General features: G+C 46.6%; 18 protein-coding genes and 1 other annotated feature. Of the genes, 2 read left to right on the plus strand and 16 right to left on the minus strand.

The annotated features are described in order from the left end of the window. Window positions 1-72 precede the first annotated feature (72 nt). Both ASG93_RS24935 and ASG93_RS24940 read right to left on the minus strand, forming a co-directional pair. Window positions 73-675 (minus strand): Maf family protein, encoded by a 603-nt coding sequence (locus ASG93_RS24935; RefSeq protein ID WP_056836331.1) that lies wholly within the window; start codon window positions 673-675, stop codon window positions 73-75. A 57-nt stretch (window positions 676-732) separates the two neighbouring features. Beyond that, window positions 733-975, minus strand: a complete 243-nt coding sequence (locus tag ASG93_RS24940; RefSeq protein ID WP_047675969.1) for a DUF4321 domain-containing protein — start codon at window positions 973-975, stop codon at window positions 733-735. Between the two features lie 146 nt (window positions 976-1,121). Between ASG93_RS24940 and ASG93_RS24945 the strand changes: the two genes are divergently transcribed. Then, window positions 1,122-2,363, plus strand: coding sequence for an N-acetylmuramoyl-L-alanine amidase (locus ASG93_RS24945; protein WP_056836333.1), 1,242 nt, complete (start codon window positions 1,122-1,124; stop codon window positions 2,361-2,363). A gap of 233 nt (window positions 2,364-2,596) precedes the next feature. Here the strand turns inward: ASG93_RS24945 and ASG93_RS24950 are convergent, their stop codons facing one another. From ASG93_RS24950 to ASG93_RS24975, 6 genes are all read right to left on the minus strand, one after another. Further along, window positions 2,597-3,946, minus strand: coding sequence for an SPOR domain-containing protein (locus ASG93_RS24950; RefSeq protein WP_056836335.1), 1,350 nt, complete (start codon window positions 3,944-3,946; stop codon window positions 2,597-2,599). A 160-nt stretch (window positions 3,947-4,106) separates the two neighbouring features. Beyond that, window positions 4,107-5,495 carry a UDP-N-acetylmuramate--L-alanine ligase gene (gene murC / locus ASG93_RS24955; RefSeq protein WP_056836657.1) on the minus strand — a complete coding sequence of 463 codons (1,389 nt, stop codon included), beginning with the start codon at window positions 5,493-5,495 and terminating at the stop codon, window positions 4,107-4,109. 7 nt (window positions 5,496-5,502) lie between these two features. Further along, the gene (locus ASG93_RS24960) at window positions 5,503-6,879 is read right to left on the minus strand and encodes a bifunctional folylpolyglutamate synthase/dihydrofolate synthase (RefSeq protein ID WP_082615074.1); all 1,377 of its coding nucleotides are present in this window, start codon (window positions 6,877-6,879) and stop codon (window positions 5,503-5,505) included. Window positions 6,880-6,949: 70 nt separating this feature from the next. Continuing rightward, the gene (locus ASG93_RS24965; protein ID WP_056836338.1) at window positions 6,950-9,619 is read right to left on the minus strand and encodes a valine--tRNA ligase; all 2,670 of its coding nucleotides are present in this window, start codon (window positions 9,617-9,619) and stop codon (window positions 6,950-6,952) included. A 99-nt stretch (window positions 9,620-9,718) separates the two neighbouring features. After that, window positions 9,719-9,971 (minus strand) — a binding site (T-box leader). A 178-nt stretch (window positions 9,972-10,149) separates the two neighbouring features. Continuing rightward, the gene (locus ASG93_RS24970) at window positions 10,150-11,172 is read right to left on the minus strand and encodes a LysM peptidoglycan-binding domain-containing protein (protein ID WP_056836340.1); all 1,023 of its coding nucleotides are present in this window, start codon (window positions 11,170-11,172) and stop codon (window positions 10,150-10,152) included. A 117-nt stretch (window positions 11,173-11,289) separates the two neighbouring features. Beyond that, the gene (locus tag ASG93_RS24975) at window positions 11,290-12,177 is read right to left on the minus strand and encodes an RluA family pseudouridine synthase (protein ID WP_056836342.1); all 888 of its coding nucleotides are present in this window, start codon (window positions 12,175-12,177) and stop codon (window positions 11,290-11,292) included. A 282-nt stretch (window positions 12,178-12,459) separates the two neighbouring features. Here ASG93_RS24975 and ASG93_RS24980 point away from each other — a divergent pair, with 282 nt between their 5' ends. Beyond that, the gene (locus ASG93_RS24980; protein WP_056836344.1) at window positions 12,460-13,914 is read left to right on the plus strand and encodes a phosphodiester glycosidase family protein; all 1,455 of its coding nucleotides are present in this window, start codon (window positions 12,460-12,462) and stop codon (window positions 13,912-13,914) included. A 63-nt stretch (window positions 13,915-13,977) separates the two neighbouring features. Here the strand turns inward: ASG93_RS24980 and hemL are convergent, their stop codons facing one another. The 8 genes from hemL to ASG93_RS25020 all read right to left on the minus strand — a co-directional run bounded on the left by hemL (window position 13,978) and on the right by ASG93_RS25020 (window position 23,377). After that, the gene (gene hemL, locus ASG93_RS24985) at window positions 13,978-15,276 is read right to left on the minus strand and encodes a glutamate-1-semialdehyde 2,1-aminomutase (protein WP_056836347.1); all 1,299 of its coding nucleotides are present in this window, start codon (window positions 15,274-15,276) and stop codon (window positions 13,978-13,980) included. 61 nt (window positions 15,277-15,337) lie between these two features. Continuing rightward, a complete protein-coding gene (hemG, locus tag ASG93_RS24990) occupies window positions 15,338-16,804 on the minus strand; it encodes a protoporphyrinogen oxidase (RefSeq protein ID WP_056836349.1) in 1,467 nt (488 codons plus the stop codon). Then, window positions 16,801-17,748: a ferrochelatase gene (gene hemH / locus ASG93_RS24995; RefSeq protein WP_056836351.1), complete on the minus strand. Its 948-nt coding sequence runs from the start codon at window positions 17,746-17,748 to the stop codon at window positions 16,801-16,803. Before hemH ends, hemG begins: the two co-directional genes overlap by 4 nt. Window position 17,749: 1 nt before the next feature. Continuing rightward, complete coding sequence (gene hemE, locus ASG93_RS25000) at window positions 17,750-18,814, minus strand: uroporphyrinogen decarboxylase (RefSeq protein WP_056836353.1); 1,065 nt, start codon at window positions 18,812-18,814, stop codon at window positions 17,750-17,752. A 234-nt stretch (window positions 18,815-19,048) separates the two neighbouring features. Beyond that, window positions 19,049-20,041: a porphobilinogen synthase gene (hemB, locus tag ASG93_RS25005; protein ID WP_056836356.1), complete on the minus strand. Its 993-nt coding sequence runs from the start codon at window positions 20,039-20,041 to the stop codon at window positions 19,049-19,051. A gap of 77 nt (window positions 20,042-20,118) precedes the next feature. Next, window positions 20,119-21,669, minus strand: a complete 1,551-nt coding sequence (gene cobA, locus ASG93_RS25010; RefSeq protein WP_056836358.1) for a uroporphyrinogen-III C-methyltransferase — start codon at window positions 21,667-21,669, stop codon at window positions 20,119-20,121. A 5-nt stretch (window positions 21,670-21,674) separates the two neighbouring features. Beyond that, window positions 21,675-22,622: a hydroxymethylbilane synthase gene (hemC, locus tag ASG93_RS25015; protein WP_056836360.1), complete on the minus strand. Its 948-nt coding sequence runs from the start codon at window positions 22,620-22,622 to the stop codon at window positions 21,675-21,677. Between the two features lie 2 nt (window positions 22,623-22,624). Further along, window positions 22,625-23,377: a bifunctional precorrin-2 dehydrogenase/sirohydrochlorin ferrochelatase gene (locus tag ASG93_RS25020; protein ID WP_056836363.1), complete on the minus strand. Its 753-nt coding sequence runs from the start codon at window positions 23,375-23,377 to the stop codon at window positions 22,625-22,627. Window positions 23,378-23,381 lie beyond the last annotated feature (4 nt).

Here is a 23,381-nt window from a genome sequence, read left to right on the forward strand (position 1 = left end):
GTAACCGTTACAGATTACACAGTCAATGTATGAGTCCTACTTTGGACATAAATGCCAGCTAGGATCAATTGATTATAGGACTTGAATTTCAAAACTTAGCAGCAGATCACTAAGCAGAGAAAGCGGCAATCCAACAACGGTAAAGTAATCACCTTCAATAGATTCCACGATCGTTGCCCCGATCCCTTGAATCGCATAGGAACCTGCTTTATCCTTAGGTTCTCCAGTAGCGATATAACGTAGAATTTGTGCGTCAGACATAATCTTCATCTTCACATGTGTCACACGATGAGAGACAACCTGCTTACCTGTAGCCGCGTCCACACAAGCAACTCCACTGTAAACCTGATGTGTACTGCCTTGCAATGCTTTAAGCATCCGGAAAGAATCCTGTTCATCCACCGGTTTACCCAAAACTTCATTTTGATAGACAACAACGGTGTCAGAACCGATGATGATTCCTTCTTTTTCATTAGCTTCAAGCATTTCTAGAACAGTTGAAGCCTTACGTAAAGAGAGCACTTCTACAAGCTCAGAAGGCAATATTTTTTCTTCGACGGTCTCATCTGCGTCACTCACTCGAATGATATAGGGTAAACCAAGTGATTGAATAAGTTCCTGCCTCCGCGGCGAAGACGAAGCAAGAATAAGTCTTTGTTTAGGGGAATTACTCAAAAGAAACAACTCCTAGCTGATTGTAATATTTACTATGGCTTTCCAAATGCGATCCGGTTACACCTTACGATACAGGAGGTACGCCCCCACTAATCCAAGAATACTGCACAGGTTTAGTTTCACCAAAAGATGGAACTCATATTTCACGACTTGTAAATCAGCTTTGGGCTCCCATGAAATTTGCGCCGATTTGGTCAAAAATGCGAGAGCAGGCACTGCAGCCAACAGCTGGCCTATGATAATCCCGGTAATTAAACCGACGATTAAAAATACGATCAAAGTGAAGGTACCTTTTTTCATTCCTGTCATCCTCTCTTTATGTACAAGCCCTATTATACGGGTAGATTCTTCTTTTTTCCAAGTAAAAATATGATAGGGTGGCGATTCTTACCAGCTTACAACGCAAGCCGATCCTAGTAAGATAGTTAGCGGAGGTATTTCAACTTATGACTCTACTTAAAAGACTTATCCTTTTATCCTTATTACTCACATTTGCATTTCCTTATCAAGCCTTCGCTTACAAAGTTGTCCTCGATGCCGGACATGGTGGAAGTGATCCTGGTGCGACCGGTATAAACGGTTTGCGCGAAAAAGATGTCAATTGGGATATCACCCAGAAGGTACGGAACGAGCTAGTCGCAAAAGGCTACGAAGTCGTCTTAACAAGAACAGATGACTCCTATTGGTCACTTGCGCAGCGAGTCGAATTTACAAATGCACAAAAAGCGGATTTATTCGTATCTATCCACGCCAATTCGCATCCGGACGGCAAAACGAAGGGAACTATGGTTCTCTACTACGACAATGATTATCCACAGGAAGATTATCCAGCAAGTGAAACGATGAAAAAGTTAACTCCGTATAGCAAAGACCTCGCACAGCATGTTTTGGATTCTCTACTAGCTGCTGCCGGCACCAAAAACTTAGGTCTCGTTCCAAGTGCTGTTTATGTTGCCAGAATGGGAACAATTCCGAGTATTCTCGTGGAGACGGCCTTTCTTAACCAAACAAGCGACGCGGCTTTGCTTGCAAGCGACTCCGTTCGGTCTAAAATGGCTGCAGGTATTGCGGATGGGATTGCTGCCTACACGCCGCCCTTGTTCACGGATTCCCTTGGTCATTGGGCCAGAGAAGCGATTTTGCGGATGAAAAATAAAGGGATCATCGAAGGCATTGCTAATCGTTATGAACCGGAACGTGCTTTAACAAGAGCAGAATTTCTCACATTAATGGATCGGGTATTTACGTTCAGCAAGTTGAAAGCCGTCTGTGAACCGAGCGTAACCGTGACATCCAGCGTTTATGGCTGCCAAGCTCCCGCTGAGCAAAGTTACATAGACTTGCCGTCATCTCATTGGGCAAGCCCAGTATTTGCCAAAGCCAAAAACTTAAACCTCTTGCAAGGCTACTCCGATGGAACGATTAGACCCAATCAATCGATCACGAGAGGCGAAGTCGCTTTTCTCTTTAATCGACTTTTGCAAATGTCGTCTATAACAACGAATAGCCAACCGGATGCAGCATCATCCGCATCATTCAACGATGTACCTCAAGCATTATGGAGTGCGAAGGCCATTTATACTCTAAGAAATAAGGGCATCATTGATGGCATTACGGATACCGAATTTAAACCAAGTCAAACCATTACCCGCGCAGAGATTGCTGCCATGCTTAATCGGTACTACTAAAATAAACGGCTACGCCTTCCTACTAGGACGAGTGCGTTTATCAAAAAATATAGCCGACTTATTGTGTGAAACATATAAATTCTTATATTTCAAGGATAAACGACTCCGTCGTCCTTCAGGGACGAGCTCGTTTGTCAAGGTAGATGCGAAGCAAAAGTATAAAACTTATACTTTCTACAAATAAAAAGCAGTGTGTCCAAACTCCTGAGAGTTTTGGGCACACTGCTTTTTCATTAGGATACGCTGATTTTCTTGAGCAGCTCTCTCTGGGCAATAATGTACTGCATCATGGATGATTGAGCTTGCCACAGCATAGCTGTGGAAGGACTCTTCTTGTACTCTTCCATTGATTGAACCGCGCTGTTGATCGATGTTGTCATTTTTTGCACGAATGATTTCGTGTCATCACCCACCCCCTCGCTTAGCGAGGACGACAATGTGGTAATCAGCTGATGCGAAGTGCGCATCGCTTGCAGCGATGTTTCAGCCAGCGGGGTTGGCTTCGTCTCAGCCAAATGAACAAGCGCTAATCCATTGATCGTATTCACCAGTTTATCACCTTCACTAATGAAGGTTGGAACTGACTCCGGTTTCGAACCGCTCCAACGAATTCCTGTGGCCGCAGGGATATCCATATTTTTCATATAGACCTCAATGGTTTTATCCGTTGTTTGCAGTTGTTCTCTTAAAGCGAGAGCGTCATCACGGTTTTTGGCAAATCCGACGAATACGGTTAGCTTATCTGTGGTGTCAAGTACAGTGGCTAATCCTTTCTTCTTCAAGGTATCTTGGATAGCTTGAGCTCCCTGCAGGTTGCTAAACACACCATTTTGAAGGAAAGTATACGACTTCGCAGGAATTTGAACCGTTGTGACAACTGAGGCAGAAGCTGGAATGGCAGGCGCTTGATCTGTCGTCGTTTTAGTTGCTCCTGTTGGCGCTTTCGATGGAGCTGCTGCTTGTACATTAGGTGAAGTAACTGTAATCGAATTATTAATCGATGCCGTAGTTTTGGTATCACGATCGCTTGAAAACATGGAGAGAACAAAGAAACCAAATGCAATGCCCGTCACCACCGCACCTGCCACTGATGTAGCAATTCGAATCCAAGGAGTACTCGTGGATTTCGCGTATCTGGCACCTGTCCCCGCTTCCGTATATGGTTCCTTAGACGTCCAGGTTGACCACTCATCCCGATGTCTGTCAGAAGTAGGCTCAGCTCTCTCTGTTGACGGATTTCTTACAGTTGGATTCTCTCGGGCCGCCTGTGACTCACGAATGATCCGTTCCACTCGCTCACCTTCCGATTCAATCTGACTGTTCCAGCTTCCAAAATCTGTCGTGAACGTATTTAAAGCATGAGGTTCAAATAAATGTTCGACTTGCTCCCTCTCTGCTTGTTGATAAGGAGTCACCTCATCCGATGTATGACGGTCAATCGTAGAATCTATAACTTTAAATTCTTCCTGATAGAGTGATATCACTTTCTCCTCTTGATCAGGTACACGCGATGCTTTGCGGGGCGATTCCGACCTTTCTTGTGGATCGAAACGGTAAGTTATTCTTGCTTTATTCTTGTTCATCTCTCAATCACTCCTCGTAAAATTTATTTGGAATCGGGCATAGCGCCGCGTCGTCTTGTCCAAATCTTCTGTTACTAGATTATGATTGAGAGAGCCCTATTATGTTTCTTTCAACAAAAAAAGACCGCCTCCAGCCATTTGGCTTGCAGCGATCCTTCTTCTAACTATTCGGTTCGTACTTTTTACGCAGCGATTTGGCTAAACCATCAGCTGCTTTCCAGATGTCGCCCGCGCCCATGGTTAACACCAAGTCACCAGGCTGCACATGCTGAATCAAATATGTGAGTACCTCATCCCGAGTTGCCATATGCTGAACGTTCGGGTTGCTGTTGCTGCGGATCAATTGGGCCAGCTTGGCTGAATCTATTCCCTCAATAACCTTCTCGCCGGCTGGTGAGTAGATATCGGTAATAATAACCTCATCAGCTTCATCGAATGAGCGGCTGAACTGTTCAAATAAATAATAGGTTCGCGTATAACGTTGCGGTTGGAATACAGCTATGATCCGTTTGCCCGTTGCTTTTGCTGCGGAAATGGTAGCTTGAATCTCCGTAGGATGATGCGCGTAGTCATCAATGACCAACATGTTCGCAACTTCTCCCAGCACTTGGAATCTACGCTTTGCACCGCGGAATTCTTGAATGGCTTCTGCAATGTTCTCGAAGCTGAGTCCTGCTTCCAGACAAGTGATAAGCGTAGCTAGTGCATTATACACGTTGTGTTTGCCTGGTACGGACAAGCTTACCTGACCGAGTGCCGCCCCTTTGAACTGTACAGTAAACGTAACCTTACGATCACCTAACGTAATATCGCTTGCAATATAATCAGCCTCAGTATCTATGCCATACGTAATAACTTCGCTCTCAATATGCGGAATCATTTCACGTAAGAACGTATCATCATTACAAACAATAGCTCTCCCGCCAGGTCTAACTTGACTGAGGAACTGCTTGTAAGCTTTCTTCAAATTCTCGAAATCACCATTATAATTCTCCAAGTGATCCGCTTCGATATTGTTCACAAGTGCGAGAGTTGGGTGATATTGAAGAAAGGTTCCATCACTCTCGTCCGCTTCTGCCACGACGAATTCGCCCTTGCCAGCCTTGGCATTACTGCCAACATTCATGATCTCGCCACCGATGATATAGGTCGGATCTATTCCACAAATCTCCATGACTAAAGCAATCATTGATGATGTAGTTGTTTTGCCGTGTGCCCCGGCTACCGCAATGCCTTTGCGTTCGTTCATGAGCCGAGCAAGCATTTGTGAGCGATGAATAATCGGAATATTCAATTGTTCCGCAGCTTGCATTTCTACATTGTCTTTGGCCAGAGCGGTTGAATACACAACTAAATCGGCCCCTGACACGTTCGTAGCTTCATGTCCGATGAAAACTTGCGCACCCTTCGCTTTCAGTTTTTCAGTAAGCTCTTGCTGTGCCAGATCGGAACCGGATATCCGGTATCCCATTTCCAGCATGACTTTGGCAATGGCACTCATGCCGTATCCGCCGATGCCTATAAAATGTACGTGTTCTGCTTGACTCACGCCGTTCTCACCATCCTTTTTCAGAATCGGTTTGATAGGTAATCCAAGAACGAACATCAGAGATTAAATACAGCGTGCCGGATACGACCGCCAGATCATCCTGCTCAGTTCTGCTTGTTAGTGTTTCTAAGGCTTGCTTCCAGTCTCGCTCGACAATGATATCTACCGTTCGATTCATCTCGCGCAGCAGCTCACTTGCAATCTCAGCAAGCATAGAAGCGTCGCCTTTTTTATGAAAATCAGGTTCCGTAATTATAAGAGTATCCACCAATGGTAGTATATGCCTTAAGTAGCCTGTATGATTCTTCGTCGAGAGCATACCTACCATCATATGAAGCTTCCGGTACGTATATACACGTTGAAGCGCGGCCGCCAGAGTTGCGGCCCCTTCGGGGTTGTGAGCGCCATCGAGTAATATACGGGGCTCGCTCGAAACCATCTCAAGCCTGCCCGGCCAACGTGTCTCCTTGAGTCCTTTGAACAGATCTTCATCATCTACGATGCATGCATAATATTGACGAAGAACTTCAAGCGTCATTACGGCCACTGCTGCGTTCTTCAATTGGTGCTCACCGTTCAATGTAATCGGCACACCATGAATATTTCGAAACGGCCCGGTAAAATCAAAAGTTTGGCTATCTAGCTCACTAGTCACATTCGTGAAATTGAATTGTCCGCCAAGTGAGTAGAGTGTTGCTTTTTTCGCCTTGGCTGTTTGATCGATCACACTCCAAACCTCATGGGGCTGGGCAGCGGTAATGACAGGTACACCAGCTTTAATAATTCCCGCTTTTTCTGCTGCTACTAATTCGAGTGTATCTCCCAAGATTTCCATATGGTCATGGCCGACATTCGTAATGATGGTTACGACAGGATTCACAATATTCGTGCTATCCAGCCTTCCCCCGAGACCTGTTTCCCATACTACGTAATCGGGATATGCCACTTTGCCGAAATACATAATCGCTAGTGCGGTCGAAATTTCAAACATAGACGGAGGACCGGCCTCAGTCTCTGCAATTTCGTCTACGAATGGCTTCATATCATTCACCAGTCTGAGCAGCACGTCGTCTGGAATGTCGGCTCCGTTCACTTGGATACGATTCGTATACTTCTCCAAATAAGGAGAGGTGAATGTACCCACGTCATATCCGCAAGCCTGCAACACAGAAGATAGATAGGCACATGTAGAGCCTTTGCCATTCGTCCCAGCCACATGAATGAATTTCAGCCTACGTTCAGGGTGACCTAGTTTCTCCATTAACATCTGCATTCGTTGAAGCCCCGGCTTCATACCGAGCTTCTCCATCCGGCCGACAATCCAGGCTATGGCTTCTTGCGCGGTCTGGAATTCAGCCGAAGGGGTGTCTTTGATTTTATCCATCGATCTCATCCTCATTTACTATATGAATCAGCTTGTTTTAGTAACTAGGCATTCGTTTGTTTTACCGCAATTATCCTTTTAACTCCGCCAATCGAGCAATCACTTTGTCCCGCTTATCGGCATAATCAGCAAGCTTTGCTTTTTCTTCCTCGATGACCTTGGCTGGTGCCTTGGCTACAAAGCCCTCATTGCCCAGTTTCTTCTCGATACGCTCTACTTCACCGTGCAAAGATTGTAATTCTTTATCCAAACGCGTGAGCTCTTGCGCAATGTCGATAAGACCAGCCAGCGGCAAGTAAAGCTCGGCTCCTGTAATGATAGCCGTCATAGCTTTCTCCGGAGCTGCCATCTCTGCGTCGATTTGGAGCAGGGATGTATTACAGAAACGCTTTAGGTATTCTTCATTGCTGCGGAGAATACTCAGCGTTTCGCTGCTAGCCGGCTTTACAAGCAGTTCAACTTTCTTACTCATCGGCACATTCACTTCAGAGCGAATGTTACGAACGGAACGAATAACGTCCATCAAGAGTTCCATCTCACGAACAGCGTCAGGCGATTCGAAAGCCTTATTCTCTACTGGCCAAGATGCAAGCGTAATGGTCTCACCCACATGCGGCAGATGCTGCCAAATCTCTTCCGAAATGAAAGGCATGAACGGATGAATCAAACGCTGTGTATGATCAAGAACGTAAGCAAGCACGGACTGCGTTTTACTCTTAGCAGCTGCATCTGCTCCATATAAGCTTAATTTACTAAACTCAATGTACCAATCACAGAGATCATCCCAGATGAAATTATACAGCAAGCGGCCAGTTTCGCCGAATTCATAACTGTCTATTAGACGCGTCACATCACGAACGGTTTCATTCAGGCGGTGCAGAATCCAGCGGTCTGCAGTACCCAGTTGACCCGTTAGATCAATATCCGCTGCGTTTACACCTTCGAGATTCATTAATGCAAAGCGAGAGGCATTCCAGATCTTATTGGCAAAATTCCGCGCTTGCTCCACACGCTCCCAGCGGAAACGCAGATCTTGCCCCGGTGTGCTGCTCGTCGAAATCATATAGCGCATAGCATCAGCACCGTACTTCTCGATAACTTCAAGCGGATCGACACCATTGCCAAGTGATTTTGACATTTTGCGGCCTTCAGAATCCCGTACAAGACCATGCATTAATACATCTTTGAACGGAATTTGCTGTGTAAATTCCAGCCCCGTAAAGATCATGCGAGATACCCAGAAATAAATGATATCATAACCCGTTACAAGCACATTCGTCGGGTAGAAACGCTTCAAATCCTCTGTTTCATTAGGCCAGCCCAAGGTTGAAAAAGGCCACAATGCCGAGCTGAACCATGTATCGAGTACGTCATTGTCTCGATTCAAATTCGTGCTTTGGCAATGAGAACAAGCCGTAGCGTCCTCACGTGTTACCGTGATTTGAGCACAATCTGCACAGTACCATGCTGGAATCCTATGTCCCCACCACAATTGACGAGAAATACACCAGTCACGAACATTTTCAATCCAGTTCAAGTACGTTTTCTCGAAGCGATCCGGTACGAAATTAACGCCATTGCCTGATTTTTGCGTATTAATCGCTTTCTCAGCAAGCGGCTGCATTTTCACGAACCATTGTGTTGACAAATAAGGCTCGATAACCGCACCACTGCGTTCACTGTGACCCACTTGATGGACATGCTCTTCAATCTTAATAAGAACACCTTGCTCCTTCAAATCCGCCACGATTTGCTTGCGGCATTCAAAGCGATCTAGCCCTTGATACGGCCCCGCATTCGCGTTCATCGTACCCGTTTCATCCATAACAAGAATTTGCGGCAAGTCATGGCGTTTCCCTACTTCGAAATCGTTCGGGTCATGCGCAGGTGTAATTTTAACAGCGCCGCTTCCGAATTCTTTTTCTACGTATTCATCCGCAATGACCGGAATCTCACGATTCACGATAGGGAGCAGCAGCATTTTGCCAATGAGGTGCTGATAACGCTCATCCTTAGGATGAACCGCAACCGCAGTATCCCCGAGCATCGTCTCAGGACGAGTCGTGGCAACAACGATTGAACCTGTTCCATCCGTCGTTTTGTATTCTAAGTGATAGAGCGCGCCTTGCACCTCTTTATATTCTACTTCAATGTCAGATAGCGCTGTACGAGCCGCTGGATCCCAGTTAATAATATAATTCCCGCGATAGATGAGGCCTTTCTCATAAAGGCTTACGAATACTTCACGAACGGCTTGTGATAGGCCCTCATCCAAGGTGAAGCGTTCACGCGAATAGTCCAGCGAGAAGCCCATTTTGGCCCATTGCTCACGAATCGTGTTCGCATATAGCTCCTTCCATTCCCACACCCTCTCCAAGAACTTCTCGCGTCCAAGATCATAGCGTGATTGTCCTTGCTCACGGAGCTTTTGCTCTACCCTGGTTTGGGTGGCAATACCTGCGTGGTCAGATCCAGGCAGCCAAAGTGCGTCATATCCCTGCATTCGTTTGGTACGAATTAAAATATCCTGCAGTGTAAAATCAAGCGCATGCCCGATATGCAGCATGCCCGTAACGTTCGGAGGCGGGATCACAATGGTGTAGGTTTCCGCATCAGGACGGGTGCCCGCTTTGAAAAATTCATTTTTAATCCAGTAATCATACCACTTGCGCTCAGCTTCTTTAGGATCGTACGTAGTAGGCATTTGCAATTGTTCTTTGGTCTCATTAGCTTCTGTCATAAGATTACCTCCATTACTATTATCTCTGTTAAACAGGCTTATAAGGCCTGTAAGTCATCTCACATCGGCGTCCATTCAAACAAAAAAAACCCTCCGCCCGCAAAGGACGAAAGGCTTGCTTCCGTGGTACCACCTTCATTCCGCGCAGCTTCAAAAGAAGCGCGTGGCTCTCAAACAGATAACGGCTGCGGCCGGCGAATGCTAATGCTGCTCACCGCATAAACGGGCGCATACAATCACATTCACAACTCCAGGGCGACTTCGTTCGGTTGCTTCCTATGGAACCTTTCAGCGCTACCAGTTCCACTCTCTGAAGGGCTTACCGCCTACTACTCCCTATCAACGTTTCCAATATTACTCAAAATGGTTTACATCATATGATATCGAACATTTGAAATAGAGTCAATATATCATTCCAGTATTACCGTTTATACATAAAATATGCTTGCTTCCGAATGATGTTACGAAAATGAATAAGAGCCTCCAGCCGCTATAAGCAGCCAGAGGCTCTTGCCTATGTATCCTGATATTTATCTAGGCAGATAAATAACCTGACCAACTGAAATTTCTTGATCACTCATACGGTTGAGAAGTTGAAGCTCACGCGGGTTGACCTGATATCGTTTGGCAATAGATTCCAACGTATCTTCTTTTTGAACAATGCATAGTTTTAGTTTCCTGAACTCTTGCGTTCCTGAGTTGCTTTGAAGAAAGAGTCTCTTCCACTCCACAGCATCTATTCGCGTCTCTTCCGCAAGTGCAGCTTGCGCTTCTGCTTCTGCATTCCTCTTATCGGTTAAATACGAGCCTGCCTTAGAAAGCAGCGATTTAATACCGTACGGATTGATGTCAACAGCCTCATTGGCCTTTTTGCCAAAGGCGACCTTGAGTTCTTTCTTGTCTTCCGTAACCACCGTGCTATCTTGATGGGGGGTCGCTTTTAATTCGGTTTGTTCAATCTCCACGACAACGGCACCATCGTCAGAATCAACCTCATCTTGAACGGGGGCCACATATGGAATAGCAGCAGCAATAGACACTACATTCTCAGGTTCTCGTATGGTTGGAATTGCCGGTGGTTCCTGCAAAGGCTGCGGCTGATAGGGCATAGGTGGCTCGAAACTTGGGATGTTAACCTCATGAACGAAAGAAACTTCCTCTTCTTCCCGCCAGTTCTCTGGCGGAGCCGAAACAATTTCGACGCCTTGCAGGGAAAGAACACCTGTAACATTCAGACTTCGCGCTGATAAAAGATCAATATCAAAATTTTCAATTTCGACCTGAATATCTTCTACACGATGAATGCGATTCAAAGGTAATGTGATCTCGACTGGAATCAGATGCTCAAGTGATCTGGGTGTATCCCTTTCTTCACTGAAATAATTACCCGTGAGCAGCAAGTTTCCTTTCAGGATTGCCTGATCATCCAAAGTAATTACCTGAATATGAGGAAGCAATTCTACATCATTTAATTCTTGTATCCCCGCCAAATCTTCTTGCAAATGAACTCGCTCATAGATATCGAACCTTAAACCTGGTTGTTGTTCAGACACCGAATTAATCCTCCCTTCCATCAAATCCAGATGCTGGACAGCATTCGGATTGTTTGGCCATTTACTTGTTTGTCTTTAAAAGTATATGGGTGGGAAGGGCTAGGCATGACTACATTTTTACAGGGCTGAAACTTCTTCTAGTAATAGCTTGAAATCTTGCGGCAGTGGAGCATGCACGATGACCTGCTTTTGAGTAACCGGATGATCGAATAAAAGCTTCTCTCCATGCAAGGCTTGGCGATGAAACAAACGCGATGAACCCCCGTATAGAGAATCCCCTACTAATGGGTGGCCTAAATGACTGAGGTGGACCCGAATTTGATGGGTTCTCCCTGTTTCTAGCGTAAGTTCCACAAAAGCTGCTTTCTTCAATTGCTCTAAAACCCGATAATGCGTTACCGCTTGATCACCGCTTGATGAAACTCTTCGCTTGCCTGAGATATAGCGATCTTTACCGATAGGTTCATCTATCGATCCTTGCTTTGTTCGGAATACGCCTTCAGCTAGCGCCACATAGCGTCTATCAATCCGTTTGTCACGCATGGCTTCATCAAGAAGCACATGCGCCCACTCATTTTTGGCATAAAGTACAGCGCCCGTCGTATCTTGATCTAAACGATGTATGTGCCGAACCCCGCAAGCCTGGCCAGTCGATTCAAAATAGAAGGCTACCGCCGAAGCCAATGTACCGCTTTGCCCTGCTTCTGCTGGATGTACGGACATGCCTGCCGGTTTATTAACGACAAGGCAAAAGTCGTCCTCATACAAAATGCCAAGATCATAAGGCTCCGGTCTGAAAGCAGCCTTCTCTTCAGGAAACACATGGAGTCGAATTTTGTCATCTTGAATCCGAATTAGGCCTTGAGAGGCTAGTCGGAGAAAATACTTTCTTGGAATCGGCAGAATAGCTGCTAATTCTTCTATAGCTCCTGGTTTAAGCGGCTTCCATAACGGATTTGGAATCGGGAGCTCCAACCATTCACCGCTGCGCTTCCACACTGTCATTTAAGTGTTCCTTTACGAAAAGAGAGATAGATTACGAGCAAAATCACTAGAAAGACAAAAACAACGGCCATTAAATCTATTGGAAAATCAAAAAAGTAATATCGCTTCATAGAATCCATGACTCCTTAAGAAAATAGGGATTATGTACACTTTATTTTAACAATTACCAATAACAATTGCATGCTAAAATATGATAATATAAGTCTTGTATTGTTTTTTTTCGACATTACTAATCAAAATATCTAATACACAAATAGAATAATAGAGCAGGAGAGGACAACCTTGGGTAGTTCAATATTAGAACATTTTCGGAGTTATAGTTGGCTGAAACGCACTTTTCTCGTCATAGCTGTATGTACTTTTCTTAGTTCAAGCTTCTTATTTCTAACTCCACCTGGGAAATATTTGCGCGAATATTTGGCTAAAACGGTTATTACCACGCAGCATCGTGACTGGGCCTGGATTTTCGTTGGTGCTGAGCGTAGAGATCAGATGGTTCTCGAAATGCAAAATTTGACCGAAATCAACTCTGTTGAAAAACAAGATTTGCGTGCGGTTCAATTTAATAAAAATCGTTCTAGAGAAGGTCTCGTGAAAGTCGAGGATATTTCTGGTCAGTTTTGGAAGGGCAAGAAAATGTATGTGTATGACCCACGAACGATTCGTGTCGTTGTACCCGCAAAGCAAGGTGAAGGGGAAAGAATTACCTCCATGGTAGAGCGTACTGGCGCTGCCGCTGGCGTAAATGGCGGAGGCTTCAACGATCCAGACGGACTTGGAAACGGATTTGCGCCAATTGGTGCTATTATGTCCGGCGGAGAAATTCTTTATACAGACCAAGAAGGCAGCGTTCCTCAACATATCGTTGGATTCACAAAAGAAGGCACACTCATTATCGGGAAGTATACGATTGATGAGCTGCTCAAACTTGGTGTCACTGACGCCGTATCCTTCTATCCGCGTGTTATTGCTAACGGAAAACCGCTCATTACTAGCGGAGACGGAGGCTGGGGACGCGCACCTCGTACAGCTGTGGGACAAAAAGCCGACGGAACGGTTATCTTCATCGTGATCGATGGCCGACAAGCACACAGTGTAGGTGCAACTCTCAAAGAGGTACAGGATCTATTCCTCGCAGATGGCGTCATTAATGCTGGCTTCTTGGATGGCGGAGCTTCCTCCGAGATGGTATACAACGATGAATTGATTACGAAGCCCTCCAGTCGTTATGGGGAGCGTCGCTTACCTTCTGCTTTCCTGGTTTTTGATCATCCTGACCAAGTAAAGGTCAAGAATGTTTGGGAAGGACTTAAGACAATCGATCCAGGTGGTGCCTATGACCACCCTGAATTCTTGAAAGAACAAGCAGAAAGAAAGGCCAACCCGCCTAAAGCAACAGCTACACCGAAAGCAACAACATCAACCAAGCCTGAATCCAGCAGTGAAGCTGTTAAGAATGGCACGTCTAATCCTCCTTCAGGATCAGACAATGGTGCGGTCAAACCAAGTCCGTCAGCGAAGCCTGAAACTTCACCTACAACCTCTACGAAGCCAAGTCCTTCTCCGAGTACAGGAACTGGCAACGCAGGCACAGGAAGCTCCTCACCAGGAGCTTCCACATCATCAAAGCCGAGCCCGACGCCTACACCGAGTACAAACCCTAACCAAGGGCAAACAAACAATGGGAATCCTGTATTGCCATCTCCAACCGCTGCTCCAACTACAAAAACAGAATAAATCTTCTACATAAGTCGCAAAAGACCTGGCCACGTAGGCCAGGTCTTTTGCATGTTCACTAACTTATAATCGTTTCAACGCTTCGCGATGAGCATCAATTGTTGCATCAATATCTTCATCGGAGTGTACCGTAGATACAAACATCCCTTCGAATTGCGAAGGTGCAACCGAAACTCCCAAATCCAGCAAATGGCCAAAATAAGCATTAAACTTAGCTAAATCAGACGTTTTGGCTATATCGTAATTCGTGACTGTCTGCTCGGTGAAGAATGGACATATCATGGAACCTACTCGGTTTATTGTGCTTGCTACGCCAAATTCAGCAGCATTCCCAGCAAATCCAGCTTCGAGCTTCGCGGACTTGCGTTCCAATTCCTCATACACATTAGGCTCGTCCAATAAGGATAACGTTGCAAAGCCTGCTGCCATTGCTAGCGGATTGCCGGATAAGGTTCCCGCCTGATAGATTGGACCTGCAGGAGCAATCTGCTCCATGATGTCCAATCGGCCTCCATAAGCGCCAACAGGGAGTCCTCCGCCAATAACCTTACCTAGACATGTTAAATCAGGTGTAACGCCGTACAAGCCCTGAGCGCAGTGTTTATGTACGCGAAAACCAGTCATCACCTCATCGAAGATCAGCAAGGAGCCATATTGCTGCGTAATCGTACGTAAACCTTGTAAAAACCCTTCAGCTGGTGGTACTACGCCCATATTCCCTGCAATCGGCTCAACGATGATAGCCGCGATTTCTTCCCCGAACTTTTCAAACACTAATTTAACGGACGCCAAATCATTGTAAGGCACGGTGATCGTATTCGAGGCCACGCTATTTGGAACGCCTGGACTGTCAGGAAGGCCAAGCGTAGCTACACCTGAGCCAGCTTTGATCAGCAACGCATCTGCATGTCCATGGTAGCTTCCTTCGAATTTCATGATCTTATCTCGCTTCGTAAATCCGCGGGCTAACCGTAGGGCGCTCATCGTCGCTTCTGTCCCTGAATTTACCATGCGAACCATGTCAATGGATGGCACACGTTCAATAACCAGCTTTGCCATTTCCGTTTCTAGAAGCGTCGGAGCTCCGAAGCTCGTTCCCTTTTCGGCCGTACTTTTAATGGCTTCCAGCACGACAGGGTGAGCATGTCCTACAATTAGTGGGCCCCAAGAACCTACATAATCGATAAAGGTATTGCCGTCAATATCCGTTACGCGAGAACCTGAGCCCTTCTCCATGAACAAAGGTGTTAAACCAACTGACTTGAAGGCGCGAACAGGACTGTTCACTCCACCAGGAATGATCTTCTTAGCTTCTTGAAAGGCAGCCGAAGAGCGCGTGTCGATTCTACTCGAATTTTCCATAATTTCATACCCCCAGTAATCTATCTATGATAAATTTCAAATTAGATTTGGCTAAGCTTCGTTAATTCGAATTGGCTGTTTCAACGGCTTCCTGAGACTGGTTTTGAATCAGATCGGCAATCTGCCACGCAGCTTCTTTCCCTTGCCTTATACAGTCAGGAAGACCCACGCCATGGAACCCCGCACCCACGACAAGGACTTGAGGCATAGCTGCAGCTAGCTCTTCACGTAACTGTGCAATATGCTCCAGATGACCGACAGGATATTGGGGCATGGAATGCATAAGGCGAGTTACATCCGTAAAGAGCGGTTCCGCCTTTAGTCCTAGCAATTCCCGAAGATCATGGCGAGCCTTGCTAACTAGTTGTTCATCTGACCACTCCGGCCACTCTTGCTCACCTGCTCGACCGATATAACAGCGTAGAAGCACCTTTCCCTCTGGGGCTGTATGCAGCCATTTAGCTGATGTTAAGGTACACGCCGTAATCGTCCTGCCCTCGGTTTTCGGTACTAGAAAGCCCGAGGCATCCAATTCAAATGGAATGTCTTTGCGATCGAAAGCCATAATAACATTCGCTACGGAAATGTAATCAATCTTCTTAAGCTGATTTGCTGCAGGCAGATCTACTAACATCTCCGCTGCCTGATAAGTAGGCGTAGTAAGGATAACGCCATCTACCACTTCACTATGCCCATCCTCAAAGATAACCTCGGCTTGCTGCTGCCCCATTTTACGAACAGATACAACCCCAACACCATTTCGCAGATCCACGGTCTTCAAGGCGTCTTCTAAGCCCGAAACCAACGTCTGAAGTCCCTTCTTGAACGTTACAAAAAGAGAGTTACGAACACCGGAAGGTAAGTGAGCACTCTCTTCACTCACGTTTTTGCGGCTCGCCATCATCCCTAGAATTAAACTTCGATGCTTCTGTTCCATCGCTCGAAACTGTGGGAATGTTGCTTTCAAACTAAGCTTAAATGTATCACCGGCATAAATCCCCGCTAGAAGCGGTTCCACGATACGCTGAAGCACTTCTTTCCCTAATCGGCGCTCCAGAAAATGCCCAAGAGATTCATCCGTCAATAAATCACGCTTAGGCAGGATCAGATCCAGTGCAGCTCGCATTTTACCTAATGGGGAAATGAGGCCCGTCTTCATGAACGGTGTCATTTGCGTTGGTATGCCGAGCACTAAGCCAGGCGGCATGCGGTGAAGCTTGCCTTGACGCACAATGTAGGTCTTTTTCGCCCCAGGATTCGTTCCTGTAAGCTCATGCTCAAGTCCAAGGTCATAAGCCAGATCAATAATAGGGCGCTTCCGAGCAAGGAAGGAATCCGGCCCCTTTTCAATGACGAAACCGTCTCGCTCAATGGTATGAATTTTCCCGCCAAATGCCTCGGACTTCTCCACTACAGATAGCCGAAAAGGGGCTCCCGCTGACTCCAACCTTTTCTTTAAGTAAAAAGCTGCGCTAAGCCCCGTAATCCCCCCGCCAACAATCATGTAGTGAGGAATTCTAGTACTCATGATAAACGGGTAACCTCTTTCCATTTCTTGTAGACAACATCACTCAATGTTTCCAGATACAGGGGGTCTGTATTTAGCGATTCTGTTCGTTCCAAATGCAGTCCAAGCTCCTTGGCCAGGGCCTGTGCTTCAATATCAATATCGTAAAGAACCTCCAGATGATCCGAAACAAAGCCGATTGGACATAGGAGAACATTCTTGACGCTTTCCTCTTGATTGATCTTACGTAACACATCCAAGATATCCGGACCAAGCCACGGCATCGCTGTTTGCCCTGCGCTTTGCCAACCGAACTGCCAATTCGTCAGACCTACACGCTCAGCAATAACTTTGGAAGTGGCAAGCAATTGATCTGGATATGGGTCATTCATTTCAAGTATTTTCTCAGGCAAGCTGTGCGCAGTAAAGATAACTCGCACATCATTTCGATTCACACCTGAGAATTTCTCCAAGGCTTTGTCAACACGGGTACTAAGGGCATCTACCAATTTAGGATGAAGATGGTAGTCAAGAACGAAATCAATCTTCAGACCAAGCGCCTCTGCCTTATCTTTCGCTCTTTTCACATAGCCGCCAACGCTCATAGTGGAGTAGTGAGGGGCAAGAACGACTCCCACAGCCTCCGTAATACCGTCCTTAACCATTTGCTCTACACCGTCTTCTACGTAAGGCTGAGCATGCTTCAAACCCTGATAACAGACGAATTCAAGGTCTGGATGTTCTAGACGAAGTGTATTCTCCAAGCCTTTAACCTGCTTGTTCGTATTTTCACGCAGCGGGAAGAACCCTCCTACAATGGCCTCATAACGAGCTGTTAATTCATGCAGCTGCTCAGGCGTTGGAGGATGCCCGCGTCTAATATGTGTGTAATAAGCTTCAACTTGATCCAAACTTTCCGGAGTACCATAAGACATGACCAAAACACCAATACGCTGACTCGCCATGCTAAACACCACTCTTTTCTGCTTGCTGCGTTAATACGGAATGTGAGTAAGTATGAATGAATGTAGTCAAATCCTTTAACTTCTCAAGCGATGCTTCCGGGAATAAACCATGGCCAAGGTTAAAGATATAACCTGGCTGCTGGATCCCCTCATCGATAATCGCTTTCGCCTGCTGCTCAATAACGCTCATCGGAGCTGTTAAAATATAGGGATCCAAGTTTCCTTGCACAGCAAAGCGTTCGCCAACTCTCCCGCGGCCTACAGAAATTGGAATCCGCCAATCTAGACCAATGACGTCCGCTTGGATGTCTTTGAGATATGGAAGCAGCTCTCCTGAACTCACGCCTGGGAAATAAATCTTGGGTTCCTTCAAGTCCGCAAGTTCTTTGAAAATACGCGTCATTGTCGGCAGCACATACATTTGGAAATCCGCCGGAGAAAGCGCGCCAACCCAACTATCAAAGACTTGAACAGCTTTGGCGCCCGCTGCGATATGCGCTCGCAAGTAGGTTATGACCATATCACCAAGCTTCTCCATTAAGGCAAACCAAACGGTTGGTTCGGAGTACATAAGCTGCTTCGTGCGAATATAGCTTTTGGATGGTCTACCTTCAATCAAGTAGCTCGCAATCGTAAATGGCGCACCCGCAAATGAGATAAGGGGAACCTCAAGCTCTTTATCTAAAATACGGATCGTTTGAATGATATGCGATAAATCTTTCTCCACATCGATAGGACGCAAACGCTCAACATCTTGTGCTGTCCGAACCGGCGTATGAATGACAGGACCCACATCTTTGACAATATCAAAATCAACCCCAAGAGAAGCAACGGGATTCATAATATCTGAATATAAAATGGCGGCATCAACACCCAGCTTCTTAATGGGCATCATCGTAACTTCCGCAGCTAGCTCTGGTTGCTGACAAATTTCGAGCAGTGAGTACTTTTCTTTGATTTTGCGATAATCCGGATCGTAACGTCCAGCTTGGCGCATATACCAAACGGGCAGTGTATCTACCTGTTCTTTCCGGCATGCTTTTATAAAATTATCGTTGTAAGTCATGAGGCACCTTCCATATATAGGGATCTTTGGCCCTAAGCCAAAGTCTCTCCGATTGGTTTCCATCTATTCTCATTCATTATGCCCTAATTATAACCATGTCACAACTGAGGTAAGCTTAGGTTTTGCGACAAAAGTATGACAAAAGAACCATCCGCACTATGACTACATGCTGATCGTTTCCACCGGAAACTGCTCGCCTTGCATCTTAGGTGAATGGCTCTATATGGATATTAGTTATTTTTTCAGATATCGAGCAATGTCTTTGGCAAAATAAGTCAAAATAATATCAGCACCGGCACGTTTGAAGCTAGTCATTGTTTCCATTACGATAGCCTCTTCATTCACCCAGCCCTGCATGGCTGCAGCTTTAATCATCGAATACTCCGCACTCACATTATAGGCCACTACCGGCAAATCGAAGTTATCCTTCAGCATTCGAATGATGTCCATATAAGCAAGAGCCGGTTTCACCATGAGGAAATCAGCGCCTTCCGCAACGTCACTTTCCGCTTCACGCAAAGCTTCGCGCCCATTGGCTGGATCCATTTGATATGTCTTGCGGTCACCGAATTGCGGTGTAGAATCCACTGCATCTCGGAATGGACCATAGTATGCCGATGCATATTTAACGGAATAGGCCATAATCGGTGTATTCTCATAGCCAGCTTCATCTAAACCTGAACGAATCGCATGTACATAACCGTCCATCATGTTGGAAGGAGCGATAATGTCAGCACCCGCTTTGGCTTGCGAAACAGCCGTCCGAACCAATAGCTCCAAGGAAGCATCATTGGCCACATCAGCCTGTCCCGTAATCGGATGATGATGGATAACACCACAGTGGCCTGTATCCGTATACTGACATAGACACGTATCGGCGATAATGAGCAAATTCGGATTCAATTCTTTAATCAAACGAGTTGCTTGCTGCACAATGCCATCATCCATAAAAGCGGATGTTCCTTTCGCATCTTTATGATCCGGAACACCAAACAGGAGAATAGCTTGAATGCCAAGCTTTGTAATTTCTTCGATCTCTTCTTGCACTCTGTCTAAAGAAAAATGATAAACGCCTGGCATCGAAGCAATTTCGGACTTGATGTTCGAACCATGTGTAACAAAAATCGGTTGTACAACATCGTGAACAGTCACTTGATTTTCACGTACCAGATTACGAATAGCTGCATTGCCGCGCAAGCGGCGATTACGAACGATAGGGAAACTCATGAAGAATTCCGCCTCCTTATTGGCGATCAGATGCAGCTTCATAAGAAACTACATCTGAGACATTTTTATTATTTAGGTCAAGGATAAACGACTCCGTCGTCCTTCTGGGACATACTTTGTACTAATGATGCAACGGTAGCCTCTTCAGCCATATACGTTACTGGCAGCCCATATTGACTTACGGTTTCTGCGGTTTTGGGTCCAATACAGGCAATTTCAACACCTTGCAGCAAGGATAACGGATCTTCTACACCCAGCTGACGCAAGGCTTCAAGCAAATTTGTAACCGTAGATGAACTTGTAAAAGTTATGATATGAATGCTTTGATTTTGCAGAAGATGTATGATTTCATCCCCATCGTCTGTTGTTAGTACATTTTCGTAGACATCGACTTCGGTTACTTCAAGACCAAGTTCTTTGAGCTTAGCAGGCAAATAATCACGTGCCAGATCAGCCGTAGGTAATAGCATCTTCTGACCGGCTTTCAAATCTGCTTGAATGGCTTCCAAGATACCCTCGCCTTGATATTTGGCCGGGAGTACATCCGCAATAATGCCACGCTCAGCTAGCGCTTCAGCTGTCTTGGGGCCTACGGCTGCAATGCGAGCATTCCCCATTTTGCGAACATCAATCCCTTTTTCACGCAGCCTGCGGAAAAAATACTCAACACCGTTGACGCTTGTCAGCAGCACCCAGTCAAATTCATGAAGCTTGTCTAGCGCCAGATCCAATGCTTGAATGGCCTCAGGGCGACTTGGCGGTTGTAATCGAATAACAGGGAATTCGACTGCTTCCCCACCCATATCATCGATTAAATCCACAAGCTCACTTGCTTGGCTTCTAGCTCTTGTGACCAGCACTCGACGCCCAAATAGCGGCTTCTTCTCAATCCAGGCCAGCTTCTCACGCAGCTTAACAACTTCGCCAACAATAATAACGGCTGGCGATTTGAAATTAGCTTCTCTGACCTTTTCCGTTATGTCTGACAGCGTTCCTGTAATTGTAGCCTGATCCGCCCATGTTCCCCATCTGACAAGAGCAACAGGCATTTCCGGCGGTTTGCCGCAGCGAATCAATTCGCGACAAATTTGTTCAAGATTCGCTACACCCATCAAGAAGACCATGGTGCCAATCGCCTTAGCCAGATGCTCCCAGTCCAAACTGGAATAGGTTTTATTCGGGTATTCATGTCCGGTGATAATTGCAAAAGACGAAGTGAAGTCGCGATGTGTGACTGGAATTCCCGCATAGGCAGGAACCGCAATCGAGGATGTGATACCCGGAATAATATCGAAGATCACATCATTATCTGCGAGCAGCTCCGCTTCCTCTCCCACTCGACCGAAGACGCTGGGATCGCCGCCTTTGAGACGAGTCACGACTTTCCCTTGAAGGGCCAAATCCACGAGCAGTTGATTAATTTCTTCTTGCTTTAGTATATGTTTGTCCGGAAGCTTGCCAACAAAGATCAGCTCAGCTTCCGGTCTGCGATGCTTGAGCAAACGAGGGTTGGCCAACCGGTCATAAACGATGACATCGGCTTTCTGAATGGCTTCCATACCGCGAACCGAGATGAGTTTAGGATCTCCGGGACCTGCACCAACGAGATAGACTCTTCCTTTGTTCACGATGCTCACTTCCTTACCTCAGCCAGGATACGTTCTGCGCCTTGCGCAATAAGCTTATCGGCGACAAGCAAACCAAGCGCTTCCGGATCGCTCCCGGAAGCTGTTTCCTTGAGCATGGTGACGCCATCCGGCGTACCGACCATGCCCGTTAAAGTGAGCAGCGGCGCCTCTGATGCGCTGCTGTCTTCGCTTATGCTCGCGTAAGCGCCGAGCGGCACTTGGCAGCCTCCATTGAGTCTGCCGAGGAAAGCCCGCTCCGCTCGCACCGCGAGCGCGGTAGGCTCATGCTGGAACCTGCTCAGCAGGTCCAGCATGAAGGCGTCGCCGCCCCGGCACTCGATGCACAGCGCCCCCTGCCCTACGGCAGGGAGGCAGATCTCGGGCGGCAAGTACGCGCTGATGCGATCCTGCCAGCCGATCCGGTGCAAACCGGCCGCGGCAAGCAGAATCGCATCGAAGTTCTCATCATCGAGCTTGCGCAGCCTCGAATCAATGTTCCCGCGGATCGACTCGATACGGAGGTCCGGGCGGAGATGCTGCAGCTGGCTGGCGCGCCGCAGCGAGCTGGTGCCGACGAGCGCGCCTTGCGGCAGCTCGTCCAGGGAGCGGTGCCCGCGTGTGATCAGCGCATCGCGCGGATCCTCACGCTTCGGCACCGCTCCAACGACTAGCCCTTCGGGTAGCTCGAAGGGCATATCTTTCATGCTGTGGACGGCCATGTCGATGTCGCCGTCCACGAGTGCCTGTTCGATTTCCTTCACGAACAGACCCTTCCCGCCTACCTTAGATAAGGTGACGTCCAAAATGCGGTCGCCCTTCGTGACAATTTTCTTTATTTCAAATTGACACGCGATCCCATGTTCAGCTGCAAGCTGTTTTAATAGCTCCACAACTTGTCCTGTCTGAGTTAGTGCCAACGCGCTTTGCCTAGTTCCTACAATGATTGTTCTCATCTCTACCCGCCTCCCTGATCTCGCTGCCCGATATCCTTGATTGCTGCTAACCAAGCAGATAGAGCTGTACCTCTATCTCCGGCTTGCCCCTGCATCCAAGGTTCTTTCTCTATGGTTATGTAAAGCTTTTCTTTCCAACCTTCGAACGTTCCGCCCCGTATTTTGGAAAGCACGTCCCATTCTAGCATCTCTTTAAACACACGTTGTCTTACCTCTTTATCGGTCACCTTACTCTGAATCAATAACCGCAAATCACTAAGGAAATCGAGGTAAGTTTCATACTCCTCGCCATAAGCGGTGTCTAATTCTTGAGCAATCTTACGAGCAGCTGAAGGACTTGCGCCGCCTGTTGAAACGGCAATAACTAACTTCCCTCTACGAACAACGGAAGGTACGATGAAGGAGCTCAATTGTGGTTGATCAACAACGTTGATCAGCTGTCCCAGCCTTGATGCTATCTCATACACCCCGGCATTAACTTTCGCATCGTTCGTTGCAGCTACAACCAAAGTGTAAGGCGCAAAATCTGAACTTTCATCGATCATTATCGAAGGCTGAAACGTTTGCCTATAGAGGACCACTTCAGACTGGTTCTCCATCTTCATAAGCTCCTCAGTAAATTCTGTGCTTACGATTGTTACATGGGCACCTGCTTGCAGCAGCGATTTCACCTTTCGTTCAGCTACTGCCCCGCCGCCTACAACTAAACATCGGCGTCCAGACAGATTCATCATAATCGGATAGGGATGGTTCATCGTC

It is taken from the genome of Paenibacillus sp. Soil787, assembly GCF_001429545.1.
In the GTDB taxonomy this organism is placed as follows: domain Bacteria; phylum Bacillota; class Bacilli; order Paenibacillales; family NBRC-103111; genus Paenibacillus_E.

Coding starts and splice junctions, on each gene's coding strand:
- ASG93_RS24940 (WP_047675969.1), bottom strand. CDS start 975: ATGAAAAAAGGTACCTTCACTTTGATCGTATTTTTAATCGTCGGTTTA.
- ASG93_RS24945 (WP_056836333.1), top strand. CDS start 1,122: ATGACTCTACTTAAAAGACTTATCCTTTTATCCTTATTACTCACATTT.
- ASG93_RS24950 (WP_056836335.1), bottom strand. CDS start 3,946: ATGAACAAGAATAAAGCAAGAATAACTTACCGTTTCGATCCACAAGAA.
- ASG93_RS24960 (WP_082615074.1), bottom strand. CDS start 6,879: ATGGATAAAATCAAAGACACCCCTTCGGCTGAATTCCAGACCGCGCAA.
- ASG93_RS24965 (WP_056836338.1), bottom strand. CDS start 9,619: ATGACAGAAGCTAATGAGACCAAAGAACAATTGCAAATGCCTACTACG.
- ASG93_RS24975 (WP_056836342.1), bottom strand. CDS start 12,177: ATGACAGTGTGGAAGCGCAGCGGTGAATGGTTGGAGCTCCCGATTCCA.
- hemL (WP_056836347.1), bottom strand. CDS start 15,276: ATGGAAAATTCGAGTAGAATCGACACGCGCTCTTCGGCTGCCTTTCAA.
- hemG (WP_056836349.1), bottom strand. CDS start 16,804: ATGAGTACTAGAATTCCTCACTACATGATTGTTGGCGGGGGGATTACG.
- hemH (WP_056836351.1), bottom strand. CDS start 17,748: ATGGCGAGTCAGCGTATTGGTGTTTTGGTCATGTCTTATGGTACTCCG.
- hemE (WP_056836353.1), bottom strand. CDS start 18,814: ATGACTTACAACGATAATTTTATAAAAGCATGCCGGAAAGAACAGGTA.
- hemB (WP_056836356.1), bottom strand. CDS start 20,041: ATGAGTTTCCCTATCGTTCGTAATCGCCGCTTGCGCGGCAATGCAGCT.
- hemC (WP_056836360.1), bottom strand. CDS start 22,622: ATGAGAACAATCATTGTAGGAACTAGGCAAAGCGCGTTGGCACTAACT.
- ASG93_RS25020 (WP_056836363.1), bottom strand. CDS start 23,377: ATGAACCATCCCTATCCGATTATGATGAATCTGTCTGGACGCCGATGT.